This is a genomic window from Desulfosudis oleivorans Hxd3, assembly GCF_000018405.1.
Taxonomy (GTDB): domain Bacteria; phylum Desulfobacterota; class Desulfobacteria; order Desulfobacterales; family Desulfosudaceae; genus Desulfosudis; species Desulfosudis oleivorans.
This window is the reverse complement of the sequence record NC_009943.1, coordinates 17,840-36,120: the sequence shown is the minus strand read 5'-3', so window position 1 is coordinate 36,120 and position 18,281 is coordinate 17,840. Positions and strand designations below refer to the sequence as shown.

Here is an 18,281-nt window from a genome sequence, read left to right as displayed (position 1 = left end):
TTCCCATGGCCCATCCGCTCGGCGACATCGCACGACAGGCGCTTGCCCACCGTTATGATCGGCTGGTTGAGATGGACGCCACCGGCACGTCGACCACGCTTTCGGCCGTAGACCGGGACACCGGCAGGGCGGTGGTGGCCCGGCTGCTGGGTGTCGAGACCCGTTTTCCCGCCGCCGGAACGCTTCTCGACCATGTGGCGCGGCTGGCCTCCCTTTCCTCTGACTACCTGCTTGAGATATATGAATACCGGGAGGTGCCCGCGGACAGCCCTTCCGGCATACTGGTCATTCATGAGGCGTTTACCGGCATGCCCCTGGGCGACCTGCTGCCGTCATTTCACCGGATGCTTTCCGAAGATGCCCGGCCCGGCCATGCCTTTTGTGTCCTGGCGGCCCAGATGGCGACGGCGCTTCGCGACCTTCACGCGGCCGGCCTGCTTTACCGGGGTATCACGCCCCACAGTTTTCTGTTTAATCCCGCCACCCGCCGGTTCAAGCTCGACGGCCTTGCCTGGGATGACGCGTGGCTGCCCGAACAGGGCGGTTTTTCGGCCGGCGTCGCCGCATCGGCGCTCTCCTGTCTTGCGCCGGAGCAGGCCGGCCGCATGGACCATGTCGTGGACTTTCGCGCCAACCTCTACTCCCTGGGGGTGCTGTTTTATGAAATGATGACGGGAAAACACCCGTTCCCCGCCGGGGATGCCGCCGGCGTGTTGTACGGGCACACGGCCCGGACCCCGGCCCTGCCGTCGGACCTCAATCCCGCCATGGACACGGCCCTTTCCCGCATGGTGCTCAAGCTGCTGGCCAAGCATCCCGATGATCGCTACCAGAGCGCCGCCGGCCTGCTGTTTGACCTGGCCGACCTGACCGGCCGGTTTGACGCCGCCCTTTCCGTTGGGGAGTTCATGCCGGGCCGAAAGGATGTTTCCCCGGTATTTGCCCTTCCCGACCGGCTCTACGGTCGCGAGGAGGCGCTTTCGTTTTTGAAAAAGCGGTTTGACCGGGTCCGGGCCGGCGACACCGGCGTGGTGATGGTGACCGGGGGCACCGGCGTGGGGAAAACCGAGGTGATTCGCCACCTGAGCCGTTATGTCCGGGAGTCCGGCGGTATTTTTCTCACCGGCAAGTTTGATCCGAACCAGCAGAACGTTCCCTTAAGCGCGTCCAAAACCGCTATTGCCAGCATTGCCCGGTGGCTGTTAAGCCGGCCCCCGGACCAGATTCGGGCATGGCGGGAAAAAATACTGTCGGCGGTCTGGCCCAGCGGCCAGGTCCTGGTGGACATGATTCCGGAAATGGAACTGATCATCGGCAAGCAGCCGCCCCTGGGAGAGCTTCCGCCCATGGAGGCCAATATGCGGATGGCCCTGGTCATGGAGAAGTTCGGGACCCTGTTTCTGGCCAGGGAACACCCGGTGGTTTTTTTTCTCGACGACCTGCAGTGGGCCGACCGGGGAACCCTGGAACACGGTGTCGCCTTCATGCTGATCCGGCAGCGGCACTACTGCATGGTGCTGGGTACCTGCCGGGACAGCGAGGTGGACGACACCCACCCGCTCTCCCGGTTCCTGGAAAAGCTGGAACGCACCAGTGTCCCGGTTGAAAAGCTGTCGCTGCGGCCCCTGGATATCGACCAGACCACGGCCATGATGGCGGATACGCTTTCCCAGGCCAGGACGGCCGTTCTCCCGCTGGCCCGCATCGTTTTTGAAAAGACCGGGGGCAACCCCTTTTTCATCCGGCAGTTCCTGGGGTCTCTGCATGCCAACGGCCTGATCCACTATGACACGGGCCGGGGCTGCTGGGCATGGAACGTGGAACGCATTGCCGCCGCCGACATCACCGACAACGTGGCCCGGCTGCTCTCCACGACCATCGACAAGCTGCCGGCCCCGACCCTGTCGGTGCTTCAGGCCGCGGCCTGTGCCGGGAACCGGATCGACCCGGAACTGCTTGTCCTGGTCATCGGCCGGGACCGGGCCGACATTTGCGCCCATGTTCAAACGGCCCTGGAGGCCGGACTGGTCCACCCCGTTACCGACCCTTCCGCAACGGCCCCGGCCGTTGACACCAGCACCGGTTTAACGTGGGAGTTCGCCCATGACCACATTCTTCAGGCGGTTTACCAGACCCTTCCTGAAACACAGGCACGGGAGATTCACTGGACTGTAGGAAAGGCGCTGCTGGAGAAGGCATCGGAAGGGGCTCCGGGAGAAAGAATTTTTGATATTGTTCACCAGCTTCGGCTCGGCATGCCGCTTTCCCTTTCCTCTCCCGAAGCAACCGAACTGGCCCGCCTTAACCTGGAGGCCGGGCGCGTGGCCATGGAGACCATCTCTTTTGAAGGGGCGGCCGACTACCTGCGCCACGCCTGTAACCTGCTGCCGGATACCGCGTGGGAGACGCATTATGACCTGGCGGCCGGAATTTACGGCGCCCTGGCCAGGTGCGAGTTTGCCCTCGGCGCTTTTGTCGAATCAGAGCGATTGTTCGGCCTGCTGCTGCAAAAGGCCCCCTCCCTGGTGACCCGGGCCCGGGCATACAACGCCATGGTGGAACTTCACACCGCCGCCGGCAACATTGACAAGGCTTTGATGCTGGGCCGCCGGGCACTGGAGACCCTCGGCATTCACCTGCCCCGCCGGCCGGGCCGGGCCCGGGTGCTGCTGCTGCTGGTTCGTCTGCGCCTGATATGGGGGGTTCGCAGGGTTTCCGCCATTCTGGACGCAGCGGAAAACCGGGATGAAACACTGGACATCACCCTGACCCTGCTGACCAACATCGGGCTGCCCACTTTTTATGTCAACCCCCTGCTCTGCCTCTGGATCAACGCCACCGGCATCCTGCTGGGCATTCGGAACCCCAAAGAGGGGTTTCCCCTTCAGCACGCTTCCTTTGGCCTGATCACTCTGGGCGCTTTTCTGGGGTCCATCTTCGGGTTTATCGGCATGGGACGCCACTACGCCAAGACCGGTATGCGGCTCCTGGAGCGCCAGGCGCCGGGGCAGTACCAGGCCATCGCCTATTTTGTGTCCGCTTTTTTCAACCGGCACTGGTATCAGCCGGCGAGAAAAAGCATCGACTCCTTCAAGCGGGCCTATCGTCATGCCCTGAAAACCGGGGACATCAGTTATGCCGGCCACAGCATCAACTCCATGTTTATGGTCCGTTTTTTTCTGGGGGACAACCTGGACGCGGTTTACGCCTATCACCAGCGGCACGAGGCGTTTATTCAGAAGGCCCGCTCTCCCTTTGCCGTGGCCCATTATAAACTCCTTCGGCAGCTTTATCGAAGCCTTAAAGGGCAGGCCCTTTCCCCAGCCGGCCTGGACACAAAAGATTATGACACGGCAGCTGAGTTCGCGGCGGTCGTAGACACGGGCAACCTGCTGCTGCGATTCTTTTTTCTGTTGTCTCAGCTCAAGCTCTATGTTTTTCACCGCCAGTGGGAGAATGGCGCGTCCCTGGTGGAACGCATTCAGGCGATGAACTACCTGCCCGTGGGGACACTGGTGGTGACCGAGTACTGTTTTTTCGCCTTTCTGAGCATTACGAATCTGATTGTTGCCGGCACGCCGCCGCAACAGGCCCGGCGATACAGCCGTAGGGCGGCCCGTTTTATTCGACGGATGCGGCAGTGGTACCGGCTGCAGCCGGACAACTTCGAACCCATGCTGCGCCTGATGGAGGCGGAAAAGGCCCGTGTCCAGGGACGGCCGGTACAGGCCCAGGAGCGCTATCGACAGGCCGTGGCCGCGGCCCGGGACGGCGGGTTTACGCATCTGGCGGCACTGGGGTGTGAATCGGCCGGAAATTTTTTCGCGGCCCAGGGCGACACCGTGGCGGCCCGGGCATATTTGGCCGAAGCCAGAAAGGCGTATCTAGACTGGGGGGCCACAGCAAAGGCCGCGGACCTGGAAAAACAGCATGCCGGCCTTTTTGCCGCCATTCCCGGCCACACGGCGGTGTCCATCTCCCCCCTGGAGCGCGCGGACCATGGGGCCGTGGTGGCGGCCCTGCAGGCGGTTTCACAGGAGATCGTGGTGCGCCGGTTGCTGACCCGGCTGATGGAAATCACCATGGCGGCCACCGGCGCCAGCCGGGCCGCTTTCATTTCCAACCGGCAGGGCCGGCTCTTTGTTGAGGTGGAGCGGTGGGGAAACGAAACGGACCAGACCCTGCTGAAGAGCGAGCCCCTGCTGGAGCAGCCCACCTCACTGATGGCGGCGGTGGTCTATTATGTCAAGCGGACCCGGGAACTGGTGGTGATGAACGATGTAAAAAAAGAGTCGTCGCTGTTTCAGAAAAACAGTGATGACGCCGGCACCCCCCGGGCACTGGTCTGCATGCCCATGGCCCGGAATAAAAGGCTGGTGGGCATTCTGTACCTGGAAAACGCTCTGACCGGGGGCGTGTTCACCGAAGACCGGATCGGCCTGCTCACGATGATTGCCTCCCAGGCGGCCGTCTCTTTTGAAAATGCCACCCTTTACGAGCATGTCATGAAAAACGAGCAGGACCTCAAGCGGTTGTCTGAAAAGTTGCGAAGCCTCTATTCGGAACTGCTGCTGACCGAGGAACGGGAACGCCGCCGCATCGCCACCGAGCTTCATGACCGCATCGGACATGCTCTGGCCGGCGCGAAAATCGGACTTGAAACCCTTTGTAAAGGTTCGGCAAAAGAGCACGAAGCCCGGCTTCGGGATGTTCTGGCGGTTCTGGACCAGTCCATTGCCGATACCCGCACCCTGACCTTTGAGCTGAGCCCGCCGATTCTCTACCACCTCGGCCTGGGCCCGGCCCTGGACTGGCTATGCGAAGAGACCCAGAAAAAACATGGCCTGACCGTCTCCTTTGCCGATACCGGGCAGGAGGGGGGCCTTGATCAGAAAACGGAAATCCTCTGTTTTCAGATAGTGCGGGAACTGCTGTTTAACGCGGTAAAACACTCCCAGGCCGGTCATGTGGAAGTGCGCCTGTACCGTAACGGCGCACGGATGGGCCTGACCATTCAGGATGACGGCGTCGGCTTTGACGGGTCCCGGCAATCGGCCGGTAGCGGGTTCGGGTTGTTCAGCATTCACGAGCGGTTGCGCCTGGTGGGCGGAGAGATGAACATTGATACCGGAAAAAACCGGGGCACCACGATTGATATTACGGTTCCCCTGACAGGCGAAAATCAAAACCAGGGAGAGGTGAATGATCAAGGTTCTGGTGGCTGATGATCACAAGATAATTCGGGAGGGCCTGTGCAACATGCTGGATGCCGAGCCCGACCTGAAGGTGGTGGGTGCGGCGAGCAACGGACGGGAGGCCCTTGCCCTGGCCAGAAAGCTGTCGCCGGACGTGGTGATCATGGATATCAGCATGCCGGAGCTCAACGGCATTGAGGCGACCCGGCAGATACGGGCCGAAGCGCCCCAGGCCGCGGTGATCGCGCTTTCCATGTACGCGGACAAGCGGTATGTGCTGGGCATGCTCAAGGCCGGGGTGGCCGGCTACCTGATCAAGGACTGCGCTTTTGAGGAACTGGCCCGGGCCGTTGTCGTGGTGCATCGCGGCGAAACCTACCTGAGCCCGGCCATAGCGGACACGGTGCGAAAGGTTCTGGTGACCCGGATCGATCAGGACCCGCTGACCCGGGTGGAGGAACTGACCGAGCGGGAACGGCAGGTGTTGCAGATGATCGCCGAGGGCATAAAGACAAAAGATATTGCCGAGTCCCTTCACATCAGCGTCAAGACAGTGGAAACCTACAGAAGCAGCATCATGCAGAAGCTCGGCCTGTTTTCCGTGGCGGAACTGACCAAGTTCGCCGTCCGGGAGGGGATAACCCCCCCTTGAATCCTCGAATCCCTGGACCCTGCTTAATCGGCCTGCATAAACGGATTGGTCTTTTTTTCATGGCCGATGGTGGAAACGGGCCGGTCTCCATAGTCGTGGCCGGGCCAGACCCGGGTGTCGTCAGGCAGGGGAAAAAGACGGGTGCGGATGGAGGCGTGAAGGTCTTTTATCGACCCGCCGGAAAGGTCGGTGCGTCCGGCGGAGCCGACAAACAGGGTGTCGCCGGCAAACAGGTGGCCCGGCATATAGAGGCAGATGCTGCCTGGTGTGTGGCCCGGCGTGTGCAGCACGGTGAGGGTGGTCTGTCCCAGCACCACCGCTTCACCGTGCTGTAACACGACATCGGGACGGGGCGACGGCCGGCCCCCCAGGAGCCGGCACAGAACGCCGTTAAAAAATCCGGTCAGTTGCCGGGCATCTTTTTTGTGAATATGCAGCCGGGCACCGGAAGCGCCCATGACGGCTGCGTTGCCGCAACAGTGGTCCGCGTGGCCGTGGGTGTTAACCACGGCGGTGATGGTAAACCCCGCGGTTGCGGCCGCGGCCAGAATCCGGCCGGTGTCAAAGGCCGGGTCAATCAACAGCCCGGTTTTGGAGGCCGGGTCCCCCACCAGGTAGCAGAAGGTCTCCATTCGGGACAGTTTTATCTGCCGCACCACCATCGGGTTTTTATCTGAATGTTGCATCAAAGAAGAAACAGGTTAAAACTCAAACCCGGTTTCGGCAAAGAACCCGTCCACCTGTGCGTCGAGCCGAAGGTCTTTTTCATCCAGCTTGATGCTGTCGTACCGGTAGCCGCCGGCAATAAAAAAGGGGCCAAAGGGCTTGACCTTTACCCGTCCGATGACGTTGAACAGGTGGTTGCCGCTGTAGGAGATGCCCCGGCCCTCGGCCTCGATGGCCAGAAGGTCGATGGGTTTGAGCTGGACCGCGGCAAACGCCATGGGAATGGGCAGCACATAGTCCTCTTTTTCAGAAAGGCCGGTGTCCGGCTGGGTAATTTCCGCGGACAGGTCCGCCACTTTCAGGTTGATACCCAGATCGATGTTGAGCCTGTTGAATGTGGCCATTTCCAGCAACGGAATGCTGTAGAACAGGGCCACGTCCACATGGTTCATGGAGAGTTTGGAAGTATAGGGAATGTCTGCCTCGAAGGTGTCGTTACCAAATTTGAACTCTACGGCCTGCTGACTGGTGCCTTCGAACTCCATGGGGGTTGCCATCACATAGATGTTGGGAATGATAAGGGGCATGTCGATGCGCACCCGGCCCATGACCCGCGTCTCACTGTCATAGCCCAGGTCCCTTTCAAAGTCGATGACGTCGGTGATGGGGTTGAGGGGTTTGTATGCCATGTCGCCGGATATATCCTGACCCCAGCCGCCGATGGCCGCTTCCAGGCCGATGGCAAACGATGTGGCGGGCACGGCCAGCAGCAGTGCCAGAGCCAGGCCGATCCATAATTTTTTCATGAGCCGCTCCTCCTTTAACTGGTTATTAATGCGTTTTTTCAATGGTTTTCAATGGTTTTCAATGGTTTTCCCCGACCAGTGAAATACCCGTTGTAATGTATCTGTTTTTTTGATAAAAAAAAAGCCTATTCTGTGACCCTGGCGTAAAAACACGCCGGCCGCACGCTGCGGCGTCTCCCACCCGCCGTGCAGCGTCTTTCAATCTCCCCGGAAGGAGAAGCGCCAGACTTTATAAAAAGAGGAAGAGGAAGGAGTGTGCCATGACAGAAACCGCCACTATTGTAATTAATGGAAAAACATATGAATTCCCGGTAATTACCGGAACAGAAGGCGAAAAGGCCATCGACATTCGGGAGCTTCGGGCCAAAACCGGCTACATCACCTTTGACCCGGGTTTCAGCAACAGCGGCAGCTGCACCAGCACCATCACCTACATGGACGGCGCCAAGGGGGTCCTGCGTTACAGGGGGTATCCTATTGAACAACTCGCCGAGACAAGCTGTTTTGTGGAGGTGTGTTACCTGCTGTTAAACGGAGACCTGCCCTCCCGGGCCGAATACCAGCGCATGAGCGTCATGCTCAACGACCACTCCCTGGTCCATGAGGACATGCAGATCTTTTTCCAGAATTTTCCCCGGTCGGCAAACCCCATGGGCATTCTCTCCTCCATGGTCAACGCCCTGCGCAGCTTTTATCCCGAACTGATGACCACGGAAGAGGCCATAGAGACCACCTTTCTGCGGCTGATCTCCAAGGTGCGCACCATGGCGGCCATGTCCCACCGGATCTCCCGTGGTCACAAGATCGTCTATCCCCGGCCCGACTACTCCTACTGCGCCAATTTTCTGAACATGATGCACGACTCCCCGGTGCGGCCCTATGAGATCAAAAAGGAGTTTGTGGAGGCGTTGAACATGTTCTGGGTGTTGCATGCCGACCATGAGCAGAACTGCTCCACCTCAACGGTGCGGGCCGTGGGCAGCGCCCGGGCCAATATCTACGCGGCCCTGTCCGCCGGTATCGCGGCCCTGTGGGGCCCCCTGCACGGCGGCGCCAACCGGGCCGTTGTGGAGATGTTCGAAGATATCCGCAAGAGCGGCGGGGACGTGAAAAAGGCGGTCAAGCGGGCCAAGGACAAGAACGATCCGTTCCGGCTGATGGGGTTTGGCCACAGCGTCTACAAGACCTATGATCCACGGGCCAAGATCATGAAAAAAATGTGCGACAAGGTGCTGGCCGTGGCCAACACAGAGGACCCCCTGCTGGATATCGCCATGGAACTGGAGGAGGTGGCCTTAAAGGACAGTTACTTTACGGACCACAACCTCTATCCCAACATCGATTTTTACAGCGGCATCGTGCTGCGGACCCTTGGCATTCCGGTGGAGATGTTTACCGTGATGTTTGCCATCGGCCGGCTGCCGGGATGGATCGCCCAGTGGAAAGAGCTGATGGACGATCCGTTCAAGAAGCTTTTCCGGCCCCGCCAGATTTACGTGGGCGAAACCATGCGGGAAGTGCTTCCCATCGACGAACGGTAGCCCGGATATTTCATGAAATATCCGGAACAGGCGAAGCGGTCTTGAATCACAATGCTGATAGCGCAGGGGCGACTTTAAGGTCGCCCCTGCTGCTGTTTTTGCCACTGGGACCATCATGTCCGACAGTCGATACATAGAGGTGGCAATCCACCTGCCGGTTTTTCAGACCTACACCTACAGCGTTCCCGAACCGCTTCTTCTGCAGGCGGTTTGCGGCCGGCGGGTGCAAGTGCCCTTTGGCCGGCAGATGGTTGCCGGCACGGTGCTTGGCGAGGCGACCGCCTGTGACAATGCTGAAATAAAACCCGTGGCGGCCGTGCTGGACGACGGGCCCCTGTTTCCCGCCACCATGATTCCCTTTTTCCGGTGGGTCGCCGACTACTACCTGTATCCCCTGGGTGAAACCATTGCCAACGCCCTGCCGGCAGGAGACCTGCCGAAAAAAAGCGCGCCGCCGGTCGGAAAAATTCCGAAAGACGCCGTGGGAGACCCCATTCTGCCGGACACGCCGCCGGACCTGACCACCGATCAGGAGGCCGTGGTGGCGGACCTGGTTTCCCGTCTGGATGCGGGGTTCTGCTCCTGCCTGCTGGCCGGCATCACCGGCAGCGGCAAAACCGAAGTATACATGCGGGTGGTGGCCGCAGCCCTGGCCATGGGCAAAACCGCCCTGGTGCTGGTGCCGGAGATCGCCCTGATCGCCCAGGCCGAGCACCGGTTCTGCGCCCGGTTCGGCCATACCGTGGCCGTGCTGCACAGCGGCCTCTCCCGGACCGAGCGCTGGCACCAGTGGTCAAAGATTGCCCGGGGTGAAGCGGCCATTGCCATCGGCACCCGGTCGGCGGTGTTTGCGCCCCTGGACCGGCCGGGGATCATCATCGTGGATGAGGAGCACGACACCTCCTACAAGCAGGAGAGCGGCCTGCGCTACAATGCCTGCGACCTGGCCGTGGTCCGGGCCAAGCTTTCGGACGCCGTGGTGGTGCTGGGGTCGGCCACACCCTCGGTCCAGTCGCTTCACAACGCGACAACCGGCAAGTTTTCCAAAACCTACCGGATGGATCGGCGCATCAACCGCCAGCCCCTGCCGGCCATCACCGTGGTGGACCTTCGGGAACAGCAGGCCCGCCGGGGCCCCCGGGCCTATATCAGCGACGAGCTGCACCGTGCCATGGCGGAAACCCTGGCGCAGGGCAACCAGGTGCTGCTGTTTTTAAACCGCCGGGGGTTTGCCAGCCTGCCGGTGTGCGCGGCCTGCGGCAACACCATTAAATGCAAACACTGTGACATCTCCCTCACCCTGCACAAGGGGGCCAATGCCTTCCGGTGCCATTTCTGCGGCTATTCCCGGGCCGCGGCCAGGGGCTGCGACATCTGCGGATCTTCCTCCATCAAGCTGCTGGGCTTGGGCACGGAAAAGGTGGAAGAAGCGGTAAAACAGCTTTTTCCCGAGGCATCGGTGGCCCGGCTGGACCGGGACACCACCACCCGGAAAGGGGCCATGCTCCGTATTCTCAAAGACCTGAAAAATCGGAAGATCGACATTCTGGTGGGCACCCAGATGATCGCCAAGGGCCACGACTTTCCCGGCATCACCCTGATCGGGGTCATCTGTGCCGACCTCTCCCTGAATTTTCCCGATTTCCGGGCCGGCGAGCGGACCTTTCAGCTTCTGGCCCAGGTTGCGGGCCGGGCCGGCCGGGGCGTGGATCCCGGCCGGGTGATTCTGCAGACCTACAACCCGGATCACTTGTGTATCGCCGCCGCCACGCGCCAGGACGGGTCGGCCTTTTACGACCAGGAGATCGCCTTTCGCCGGCAGCTGGGCTACCCGCCCTTTTCCCGGATGGTTCACCTTCACATCTCAGCCACGGACCCGGCAAAGGCAAAGGCACGGGCACGGGAGGCCGGGGATTGCTGCACGGCCCTGAAAAACAGCGCCCCCGCGGTCTTTGGCGCTGTGGAGGTGCTGGGCCCGGTGGAGGCCCCCATTCACAAGCTGGCCAGCCGCTACCGGTGGCAGATCCTTTTAAAAAGCCGGTCCGCGGCAGCGGTCAAGTCCTTTGCCGCCCGGCTTCTGGCCCAAGACGGCCAACGGCTCAGAAAGGGAGGCGTCCGGCTGGTGGTGGATGTGGATCCCTTTTTCATGATGTAAGGGGCGTCTTGCCCTTACATCTAATCGAAATCGGTATCGCTATCGGTATCGGCATCGATCATACCGTCGCCTGTTTCCACGAACCAGCCCGGGAGCGCCGCACCCCAGTGCGGCAAATCAAACGGCAGGCCACGTTTCACCAAACTTCCATGTTCCGCACGATCACCCCACACCCGTCACTACCCGGCTTGACCGGGTAATCCAGTGTAAAATTGACCCTCATTCCTTTATAATCGAAATTGACACCGGCTGACCGTTGCCCCGTTTTTTGGCGGGTGCCCCGGGCCAAGCGACAGCTTGCCCGTGATTTATTCAATAATCATTTTTCCTATTCTGTTTTTCCGTGTCCTTTTCTTGGCGGCAAGAAAAGTACCAAAAGAACCGCGCCCTGCGGCTTGGCCTTCGGCCGCCCTCGCTCGAAGAATTTTTCGGCGCGAAAATGAACTCGCCCCGCTTCCAGCGCGGCTCAGACAGCATTTTCGCTTTTTGCCGAAAAATTCTTCTTGCTCGGCTGCGCCGCAATGGGCGGAGGGCCGTCATTGTGGAGACCGGCCGGGCTTAAAACATCAAGGTTTGTAGTGTGCCCGTAAGGGCATTCAGCAGGACGGTATCAAACACCAGTCCTTTGATGGGTGCCACGGGCCAGGCGAAACTTGCCTGTGCCGTGTTCCCGCACTGCCGCTCACGGGCAAGGCCGTTCGGCCCTGGCCCTTGGCACCCGTTGATTCGATTTGAATCCCGATCCCGCTTTAAATCAAAGGTAACGGCGCCGGCCGACCCCGGCCTTTGACTTTTTTGCCCGATACGGATAAAGTTACCAGGCGGTAAACAAAGGAGCGTTCCCATGCTGATGGCCGTGATGAGCGATTCCCACGACAACATCGCCAACATGCGAAAGGCCGTGGCAAAGGTCCGGGAAGCCGGATGTGAAATGATTCTTCACTGCGGCGATTTTGTGGCCCCCTTTATGCTGGCGGAACTGGATATGGCCGGCATTCCGGTTCACGGCGTGTTCGGCAACAACGACGGGGACCGGTACCTGTTGACGAAAAACGCGTTGACCGTTCATAAAAACATTACGCTTCACGGCGATTTTGGCCGCCTGGCGGCTGACGGTCGACAGGTGGCCTTTATTCATGACGGCACCATTGCCGACGACCTGGCCGGCGGGGGCCGGTACGACATTGTCTGTTTCGGCCATTTTCATGTCTGGATGCAGAAAAAAGTCAACCACACCCTGGTGGTCAACCCTGGCGAACTGCTGGGAAAAGACGATACCCCGGGGTTTTGCGTGGTGGACACGGCCGCGCTTTTGGCGGAAAGAGTACTCATATAAGAAATTCGGGAGAAGCCTATGAAACGCCTGATCATGCTGAGCGGGATGGTTCTGTTTCTACTGTCGGCCGGGGCCGTCGTCTTTGCCGCGGACGTGCCGGACAAGGCGTCACCGGTGGCAGTGATCGAAGCGCGCACCTTCACCTTTGACCCGGTACCTGAAGGCACCGAGGTGGTGCACGACTTTACCGTAAAAAACACGGGAACCGCCGAGCTTCGCGTGGAGCAGGTCAAAACCGGCTGAGGGTGTGCGGTGGCCTCGTTTACGAGGTCAATCCCCGCCGGCGGCGAGGGTACCATCAGCATAAAGGTTTATACCAAACACTACGGGGACCAGCGCATCACCAAAACCGCGTCGGTCTACACCAATGACCCGTCCAACAAAATTATTCCCCTGACCATCACCGGCCAGGTGGAGCGCGTGGTCTCGGTCATGCCTAACCAGGTACGGCTCAGCGGCACGGTGGGCATGGAGCTTAAGCAGGTGGTGCGCATTGTTCCCGGTGAAAAATACCCGTTTGCCATCACCGAAGTTCGGGCCAACCAGGGAAAGGAGATCGCTTTTGATCTGAAAGAGATCACCCATGATGGACGGCCCGCCTACCAGCTGACAGTGACCAACACCCGCAAGGAGCCCGGCACCTATATTGATTTTATCTACCTGAAAACCGACAGCCAGTTGGTGCCGAACCTGAAAGTCCGGGTCCAGGGTACCCTGGTCTCTCCGGTTTTGCCAAACCAGGAGCCGGTGCTTTGAGCGACACGACACGGCAGACCGTTAAAATCATCGCCTTTGACTGCGACGGAGTCCTGTTTGACACGGATGACGCCAACCGGGCCTACTACAACCGCATTTTGGTCAACATGGGGCTGCCGGAGATGACCGACGCCCAGTTTAGTTATGTGCAGATGCACACGGTCAACGACTCTCTGGCTTTTCTCTGTGGAGCAGATGGCCTGGACCGGGCACAAGCACTTCGAAAAGGATTGGGGTATGGTCCGTTTATCCGGCACATGAAAAAAGCCCCCGGCCTGGAAGACCTGCTGGACCGGCTTTACAACAGGGTCCATACCGCCATTGCCACCAACCGCTCCAACACCATGAACCGGGTCCTGGCCGAGCATGGCCTTGCCGACAGGTTCGAGATGGTGGTCACGGCCTTGGACGTGATGCGGCCAAAGCCGGCCCCGGAGCAGCTGTTAAAAATTCTCGACCGCTTTGGCGCGGCCCCCTCAGAAATGATTTACATCGGTGACTCGGAACTGGATGAACGGGCCGCAACCTCGGCCCAGGTGCCGTTTATCGCCTACAACAACCCGGCACTGAAAGCCGATTTTCACGCCCCTGACATGCGGGCCGTGGGGACCATCCTGGACCGGTTTTCCCTGGCAGGCCGGACCGGGGAATAGGTTTTTCAATATAACGCGTTTTAACCATAATGAATCGCCGGAGCGCCTGTGAAGCGTCTTTTTCTTATTTTCTGCCTGCTGGTTTCCGGATTTTTTTTGGTGGCCCCCGGTCCGGTATCCGCCGGTGATGCCCACACGGTTTATGTGGTCAAGGTGGCCGGCGACGTGGCTCCGGGTATGGCCGCCTACCTGAAACGGGCGCTTGATGATATTCCGGAAGCGCCACACCAGACCATTGTCCTGGACCTGGATACCTTTGGGGGCCGGGTCGATTCGGCCCTGATGATCGTGGACCTGATCACGGCGGCAGATAGCAAGGGGAAAACCATCGCCTTTGTCTCCAGGAAGGCCATCTCGGCCGGGGCGCTGATCGCCCTGGCCTGCAACGAGCTGGTCATGAAGCCCGGCACCACCATCGGCGACTGCGCGCCCATCATGGTGGGAAGCCAGGGGCCGGAAATGCTGGGGGAAAAATTCCAGTCCCCGCTGCGGGCCAAGTTCCGGGCCCTGGCCAAAAAAAACGGGTATCCCGAGGCCCTGGCCGAGTCCATGGTCACCGCCGACATGGAGGTGTTCCGGGTGGTGACCAAAGACGGCGGCACATTCTACATGGACGCCCTGGAGTACGAGGAGATGGATGAAGCCCAAAAATCGGCCGTGGTGTCTAAAAAAACCGTGGTGGCCAAAGGCGAGCTGCTCACCATGGACGACATTGAGGCCCGGGACCTGGGATTTTCACAAATGACCGTCTCCAGCGTAAAGGAGATGCTGGCCGCCATGGGTATTGACGATACCGATATCGTTGTCATGGAACAGCAGTGGTCCGAGGGCCTGATGCGCTGGCTGGGCACGCTTGCGCCCCTGCTGATGCTGATCGGCCTGGGAGCCCTGTACACGGAAATCAAGTCGCCGGGTTTCGGTGTTCCCGGCATCGTGGGCATCATCTGTCTGGCCCTGTTTTTCATGAACCAGTACGCCGTGGGCCTGGCCGACTACACCGAACTGCTGATCTTTCTGCTGGGCCTGGTGCTGATCGGGATTGAAACCTTTGTGCTGCCCGGGTTCGGCATTGCCGGCATTGCCGGCGCCGTCTGCATCATCGTCTCTTTTGTCCTGGCCATGCAGGGGTTTGTGCTGCCCGACCCGGACATGCCCTGGCAGACGGACCTGATGGTAAACAACGTGATCCAGGTGCTGGGCGCCGTGGTGACCGCCTTTCTGGCGGCCCTGTTTTTGCTTCGGTTTGTGCTGCCCCGGTTGTCGGCGGTGGTCAGCGGGCCGTACCTAAGTGCCACCCTGAGCGAGGCCCGGGCCGATGCCACGGCCAACACCGGCGCCGGCGTTGGCGACCGGGGCACAGCCGCCACCTCGCTGCGGCCGGCGGGAAAGATGAAAATCGGCCCGGAAATGTATGACGTGGTCACAGAGGGCGAATTCCTGGACAAAGGCACCCCGGTGGTAATTATTGCGGTTCGCGGCAACGTGCTGGTGGTGTCAAGGGAGACAACGCAATGAACCCGGTGATGCTTGTCGTCATTCTGCAGTTGGTGGCCGTGGTGATCATCATCGCCGAGGTGATCATACCGTCGGGGGGCCTGTTGAGCCTGCTGGCCGCCGGCCTGATCGGCTATTCCCTGTACACCGTGTTCGGCCAGATATCCGTTGATGCCGGGTACCTGCTGATCGGCATCGACGTGGTGGTGCTGCCTCTTGTGATTCTGCTGGGCCTGAAGCTGCTGGCCCGGTCACCGGCCACGCTTCGGGCCGAGCTGTCCACCGGTGCCGGCGTCACTTCCCAGCGGCCCGACATGGAGGGCCTGATGGGGAAAAAGGGAACCGCCCTTTCCGACCTGCGGCCCTCGGGCGTGGCCATGATAGAGGGGAAACGGGTTGACGTGGTCAGTCGCGGTGCGTATATTGATAGAAATTCCGAGGTGGTTGTGCGCGCGGTGACCGGCAACCAGGTCATCGTCACAACACCGGAATAAACATAACACCCCCAAAGGAGACCCCCATGAACCCGAACTACATTATACTGTTTTTTCTCGTGGTGGCCGTCATCGTGCTGTTTTACTTTGTCGGCTCCTCCGTATCCCTCTGGATTCAGGCCCTGGTGTCCGGCGCCCGGGTGGGCCTGCTCAACATCGTGTTCATGCGGTTTCGCAAAGTGCCGCCCAAGCTTATTGTGGAGTCCAAGATCATGGCCACCAAGGCGGGCCTGGACATCAGTTCGGACGAGCTGGAGTCCCACTACCTGGCCGGGGGCAATGTGAGCCGGGTGGTCCAGGCCCTGATCGCGGCGGACAAGGCCAAGATCGAACTCTCCTTCAACCGGTCGGCGGCCATTGACCTGGCCGGTCGGGACGTGCTGGAGGCGGTCCAGATGAGCGTCAACCCCAAGGTGATCGAAACCCCCATGATCGCGGCCATGGCAAAAGACGGCATTCAGCTCAAGGCCATCTCAAGGGTCACGGTGCGGGCCAACATCGACCGGCTGGTGGGCGGTGCCGGGGAAGAGACCATTCTGGCCCGGGTGGGCGAGGGCATTGTCACCACCATTGGTTCGGCCGACTCCCACAAGCACGTGCTGGAAAATCCGGACCTGATCTCCAAGCGGGTCCTGGAAAAGGGGCTGGACTCGGGCACGGCCTTTGAGATTCTCTCCATCGACATCGCCGACGTGGACGTGGGCAAGAACATCGGCGCCGAGCTGGAGACTGACCGGGCCGAGGCGGACAAGAAGATCGCCCAGGCCAAGGCCGAGGAGCGGCGGGCCATGGCCTATGCCCGGGAGCAGGAGATGAAGGCTCAGGTGGAGGAGATGCGGGCCAAGGTGGTGGAGGCCGAGGCAAAGATTCCCCTTGCCATGGCCAATGCCTTTGAAAAGGGAAACCTGGGCATCATGGACTACTACCGCATGAAAAATATCATGGCCGATACCCAGATGAGAGACACAATCGGGTCACCGGACAGGGAAACACCCAGGGAGAAATAGTCAATGGACTTAAACGACCTGATACCGGTTCTGGTTTTTCTGGCCATCGTGGGGTTTCAGGTGATCGGCGCGATGATCAAGCGGGCGCGAAAACCAGCGCCCGACGGTGAAGCCGCCGATACCGGGGCCGGACCGGGGGGGGTGCTGGGCCGGGTGTTTTCCCGCATTCAGCAGGAGATGGAGCGGGCCGCCAGGGAGGTGGAAGCCAAAAGGGAGGCCCCTTCCCAGTGGGACCTTCTGATGCCGGAAGATGCACCACCGCAAGCGGAAAAACCGGCGGCCCCGGCCCAGGGAATGCGACAGGTCCATGAGGGGCGACGGGCGGAAGCGGTTGTCCAGCCCGTCTTGCGGAAACAGGCGCCGCCGGCCCCGTCCCCGGCAAAGACGATGAAAAGAGGCACCACCGCCTTTGAAACCGCCCTGCAACAGGCCGGGGCCGCTCCAGCACCGGCCGCCCTTCCGGTGTCGAAGCCGTCCATCGTCACGGGGTCCGCGGCCGAGCTGCGCCGGGCCGTGGTCTGGTCCGAGATTTTGGGCCCGCCGGTGGCGTTAAGAAAGACCCCTGAAGACCGTTGGGAACCGGACGTTTTGTAACATGGTTTGTTTCCCGATTAATGTTAGTAAACGACTTACCTAATTTTCGGTGCAGTCGATGGTGTTGAAAGGGGCTCTGTGTACTCATTAAATCGGAGAAGGTCCTGATAACATAACCCCGCGCGCCGTCATTCTGGCGGAATCCGCGCGGCACACAAAAAAAATAAAACCAGGAGGAAGGCTATGAAAACCGTTCGTCTGATCGTCTGTCTGGGGCTTGCTGTGCTGATGACCGGGTTCTGGGGCTGCGGCCGGTCGGAGATTGATTTCGGATCCTTTTCCGGCAATGTGTATAAAAACGACTATTTTGACATGGCCCTTACCCTGGCCGATGATGTCAGGATAGACACCCGTCAGAAGGCCGCGGCGGCACAGGCGGCAAAACCGTCCGAACTGCAGACCCTTACCCTGTTTACCGCCTATCTGTATCCGGATGACAGCGAGGTGCTGTTCAACGCCAACCTCATGGCCATGGCCGACCGCATCGACAAACCCATGGGCGTGAAAACCGGGCGGGATTATCACCTGTACACAAAGAAGCTGCTCGAGTCCACGCCGATTCCGGTTTCGCTTTCCCAGGACATCACCACCCAGACCCTGGGCGGCAAGACCTTTGACCTGATGCAGGCGGCCATTCCCCTGGCCCAGGTGTCGGTCAAGCAGGACCTTTACGCGGCAGCCATGGGGGACTACATCCTGGTGCTGGCCATATCCTACACCAATCCGGATGAAAGGGCCGCCCTGCTGGAGATGCTTAATACCGTTTCCTTTAAGTAGTTTCCATCCATAAATGGCCTTTTTCCGCAATCTCTGCGTCAAACCGCGGGCTTCCTTGTGCGGCGTACAACAGTACGCCTTCAGTCAGCCCTTGGTTTCCTTGATCTTGCGAAATCCCACCATGGCGGAACTGGACTGGAAACCTTTTCCGTGTC

The 18,281-nt window shown here is 60.2% G+C and carries 14 protein-coding genes; 12 read left to right on the top strand and 2 right to left on the bottom strand.

Going from position 1 to position 18,281, the window contains the following annotated elements; genetic code table 11:
- The first annotated feature begins 5 nt into the window (after positions 1–5).
- Both DOLE_RS00155 and DOLE_RS00150 read left to right on the top strand, forming a co-directional pair.
- Positions 6–5,225 (top strand): AAA family ATPase, encoded by a 5,220-nt coding sequence (locus DOLE_RS00155; protein WP_012173459.1) that lies wholly within the window; start codon positions 6–8, stop codon positions 5,223–5,225.
- Positions 5,203–5,847, top strand: coding sequence for a response regulator (locus DOLE_RS00150; protein WP_012173458.1), 645 nt, complete (start codon positions 5,203–5,205; stop codon positions 5,845–5,847). The genes DOLE_RS00155 and DOLE_RS00150 overlap by 23 nt, the downstream gene beginning before the upstream one ends.
- A 23-nt stretch (positions 5,848–5,870) precedes the next feature.
- On the opposite strand, the gene DOLE_RS00145 is transcribed toward DOLE_RS00150, so the two are convergent.
- Together DOLE_RS00145 and DOLE_RS00140 are read right to left on the bottom strand one after the other, a co-directional pair.
- Positions 5,871–6,509 (bottom strand): MBL fold metallo-hydrolase, encoded by a 639-nt coding sequence (locus tag DOLE_RS00145; protein ID WP_041280259.1) that lies wholly within the window; start codon positions 6,507–6,509, stop codon positions 5,871–5,873.
- 39 nt (positions 6,510–6,548) lie between these two features.
- Positions 6,549–7,319 (bottom strand): TIGR04219 family outer membrane beta-barrel protein, encoded by a 771-nt coding sequence (locus DOLE_RS00140; protein ID WP_012173456.1) that lies wholly within the window; start codon positions 7,317–7,319, stop codon positions 6,549–6,551.
- 260 nt (positions 7,320–7,579) lie between these two features.
- Here DOLE_RS00140 and DOLE_RS00135 point away from each other — a divergent pair, with 260 nt between their 5' ends.
- The 10 genes from DOLE_RS00135 (at position 7,580) to DOLE_RS00080 (ending at position 18,126) form a co-directional block, all read left to right on the top strand.
- Positions 7,580–8,860, top strand: coding sequence for a citrate synthase (locus DOLE_RS00135; RefSeq protein WP_012173455.1), 1,281 nt, complete (start codon positions 7,580–7,582; stop codon positions 8,858–8,860).
- 115 nt (positions 8,861–8,975) lie between these two features.
- Positions 8,976–11,015: a replication restart helicase PriA gene (gene priA, locus DOLE_RS00130; RefSeq protein WP_012173454.1), complete on the top strand. Its 2,040-nt coding sequence runs from the start codon at positions 8,976–8,978 to the stop codon at positions 11,013–11,015.
- Positions 11,016–11,859: 844 nt separating this feature from the next.
- Positions 11,860–12,351: a YfcE family phosphodiesterase gene (locus DOLE_RS00120; RefSeq protein WP_012173453.1), complete on the top strand. Its 492-nt coding sequence runs from the start codon at positions 11,860–11,862 to the stop codon at positions 12,349–12,351.
- A gap of 18 nt (positions 12,352–12,369) precedes the next feature.
- Positions 12,370–13,107 (top strand): OS_HP2 family (seleno)protein, encoded by a 738-nt coding sequence (locus tag DOLE_RS00110; protein ID WP_268815386.1) that lies wholly within the window; start codon positions 12,370–12,372, stop codon positions 13,105–13,107.
- Positions 13,104–13,760 (top strand): HAD family hydrolase, encoded by a 657-nt coding sequence (locus DOLE_RS00105; RefSeq protein ID WP_012173450.1) that lies wholly within the window; start codon positions 13,104–13,106, stop codon positions 13,758–13,760. Before DOLE_RS00110 ends, DOLE_RS00105 begins: the two co-directional genes overlap by 4 nt.
- A 48-nt stretch (positions 13,761–13,808) precedes the next feature.
- A complete protein-coding gene (locus tag DOLE_RS00100) occupies positions 13,809–15,275 on the top strand; it encodes an NfeD family protein (protein ID WP_012173449.1) in 1,467 nt (488 codons plus the stop codon).
- Positions 15,272–15,748 (top strand): NfeD family protein, encoded by a 477-nt coding sequence (locus DOLE_RS00095; RefSeq protein WP_012173448.1) that lies wholly within the window; start codon positions 15,272–15,274, stop codon positions 15,746–15,748. Before DOLE_RS00100 ends, DOLE_RS00095 begins: the two co-directional genes overlap by 4 nt.
- Positions 15,749–15,774: 26 nt before the next feature.
- Positions 15,775–16,755, top strand: a complete 981-nt coding sequence (gene floA / locus DOLE_RS00090) for a flotillin-like protein FloA (protein ID WP_012173447.1) — start codon at positions 15,775–15,777, stop codon at positions 16,753–16,755.
- A gap of 3 nt (positions 16,756–16,758) precedes the next feature.
- Positions 16,759–17,349, top strand: a complete 591-nt coding sequence (locus DOLE_RS16870; RefSeq protein ID WP_012173446.1) for a hypothetical protein — start codon at positions 16,759–16,761, stop codon at positions 17,347–17,349.
- Positions 17,350–17,532: 183 nt separating this feature from the next.
- On the top strand, positions 17,533–18,126 hold the full coding sequence (locus tag DOLE_RS00080) for a hypothetical protein (protein WP_012173445.1): 594 nt from the start codon (positions 17,533–17,535) through the stop codon (positions 18,124–18,126).
- Positions 18,127–18,281: the final 155 nt, after the last annotated feature.

Bases quoted from the DNA above. Each gene is read 5' to 3' on its own strand.
- priA (WP_012173454.1), top strand. From the start codon at position 8,976: ATGTCCGACAGTCGATACATAGAGGTGGCAATCCACCTGCCGGTTTTT.
- DOLE_RS00145 (WP_041280259.1), bottom strand. From the start codon at position 6,509: ATGGTGGTGCGGCAGATAAAACTGTCCCGAATGGAGACCTTCTGCTAC.
- floA (WP_012173447.1), top strand. From the start codon at position 15,775: ATGAACCCGAACTACATTATACTGTTTTTTCTCGTGGTGGCCGTCATC.
- DOLE_RS00080 (WP_012173445.1), top strand. From the start codon at position 17,533: ATGAAAACCGTTCGTCTGATCGTCTGTCTGGGGCTTGCTGTGCTGATG.
- DOLE_RS00150 (WP_012173458.1), top strand. From the start codon at position 5,203: ATGATCAAGGTTCTGGTGGCTGATGATCACAAGATAATTCGGGAGGGC.
- DOLE_RS00120 (WP_012173453.1), top strand. From the start codon at position 11,860: ATGCTGATGGCCGTGATGAGCGATTCCCACGACAACATCGCCAACATG.
- DOLE_RS16870 (WP_012173446.1), top strand. From the start codon at position 16,759: ATGGACTTAAACGACCTGATACCGGTTCTGGTTTTTCTGGCCATCGTG.
- DOLE_RS00135 (WP_012173455.1), top strand. From the start codon at position 7,580: ATGACAGAAACCGCCACTATTGTAATTAATGGAAAAACATATGAATTC.
- DOLE_RS00095 (WP_012173448.1), top strand. From the start codon at position 15,272: ATGAACCCGGTGATGCTTGTCGTCATTCTGCAGTTGGTGGCCGTGGTG.
- DOLE_RS00140 (WP_012173456.1), bottom strand. From the start codon at position 7,319: ATGAAAAAATTATGGATCGGCCTGGCTCTGGCACTGCTGCTGGCCGTG.
- DOLE_RS00155 (WP_012173459.1), top strand. From the start codon at position 6: ATGGCCCATCCGCTCGGCGACATCGCACGACAGGCGCTTGCCCACCGT.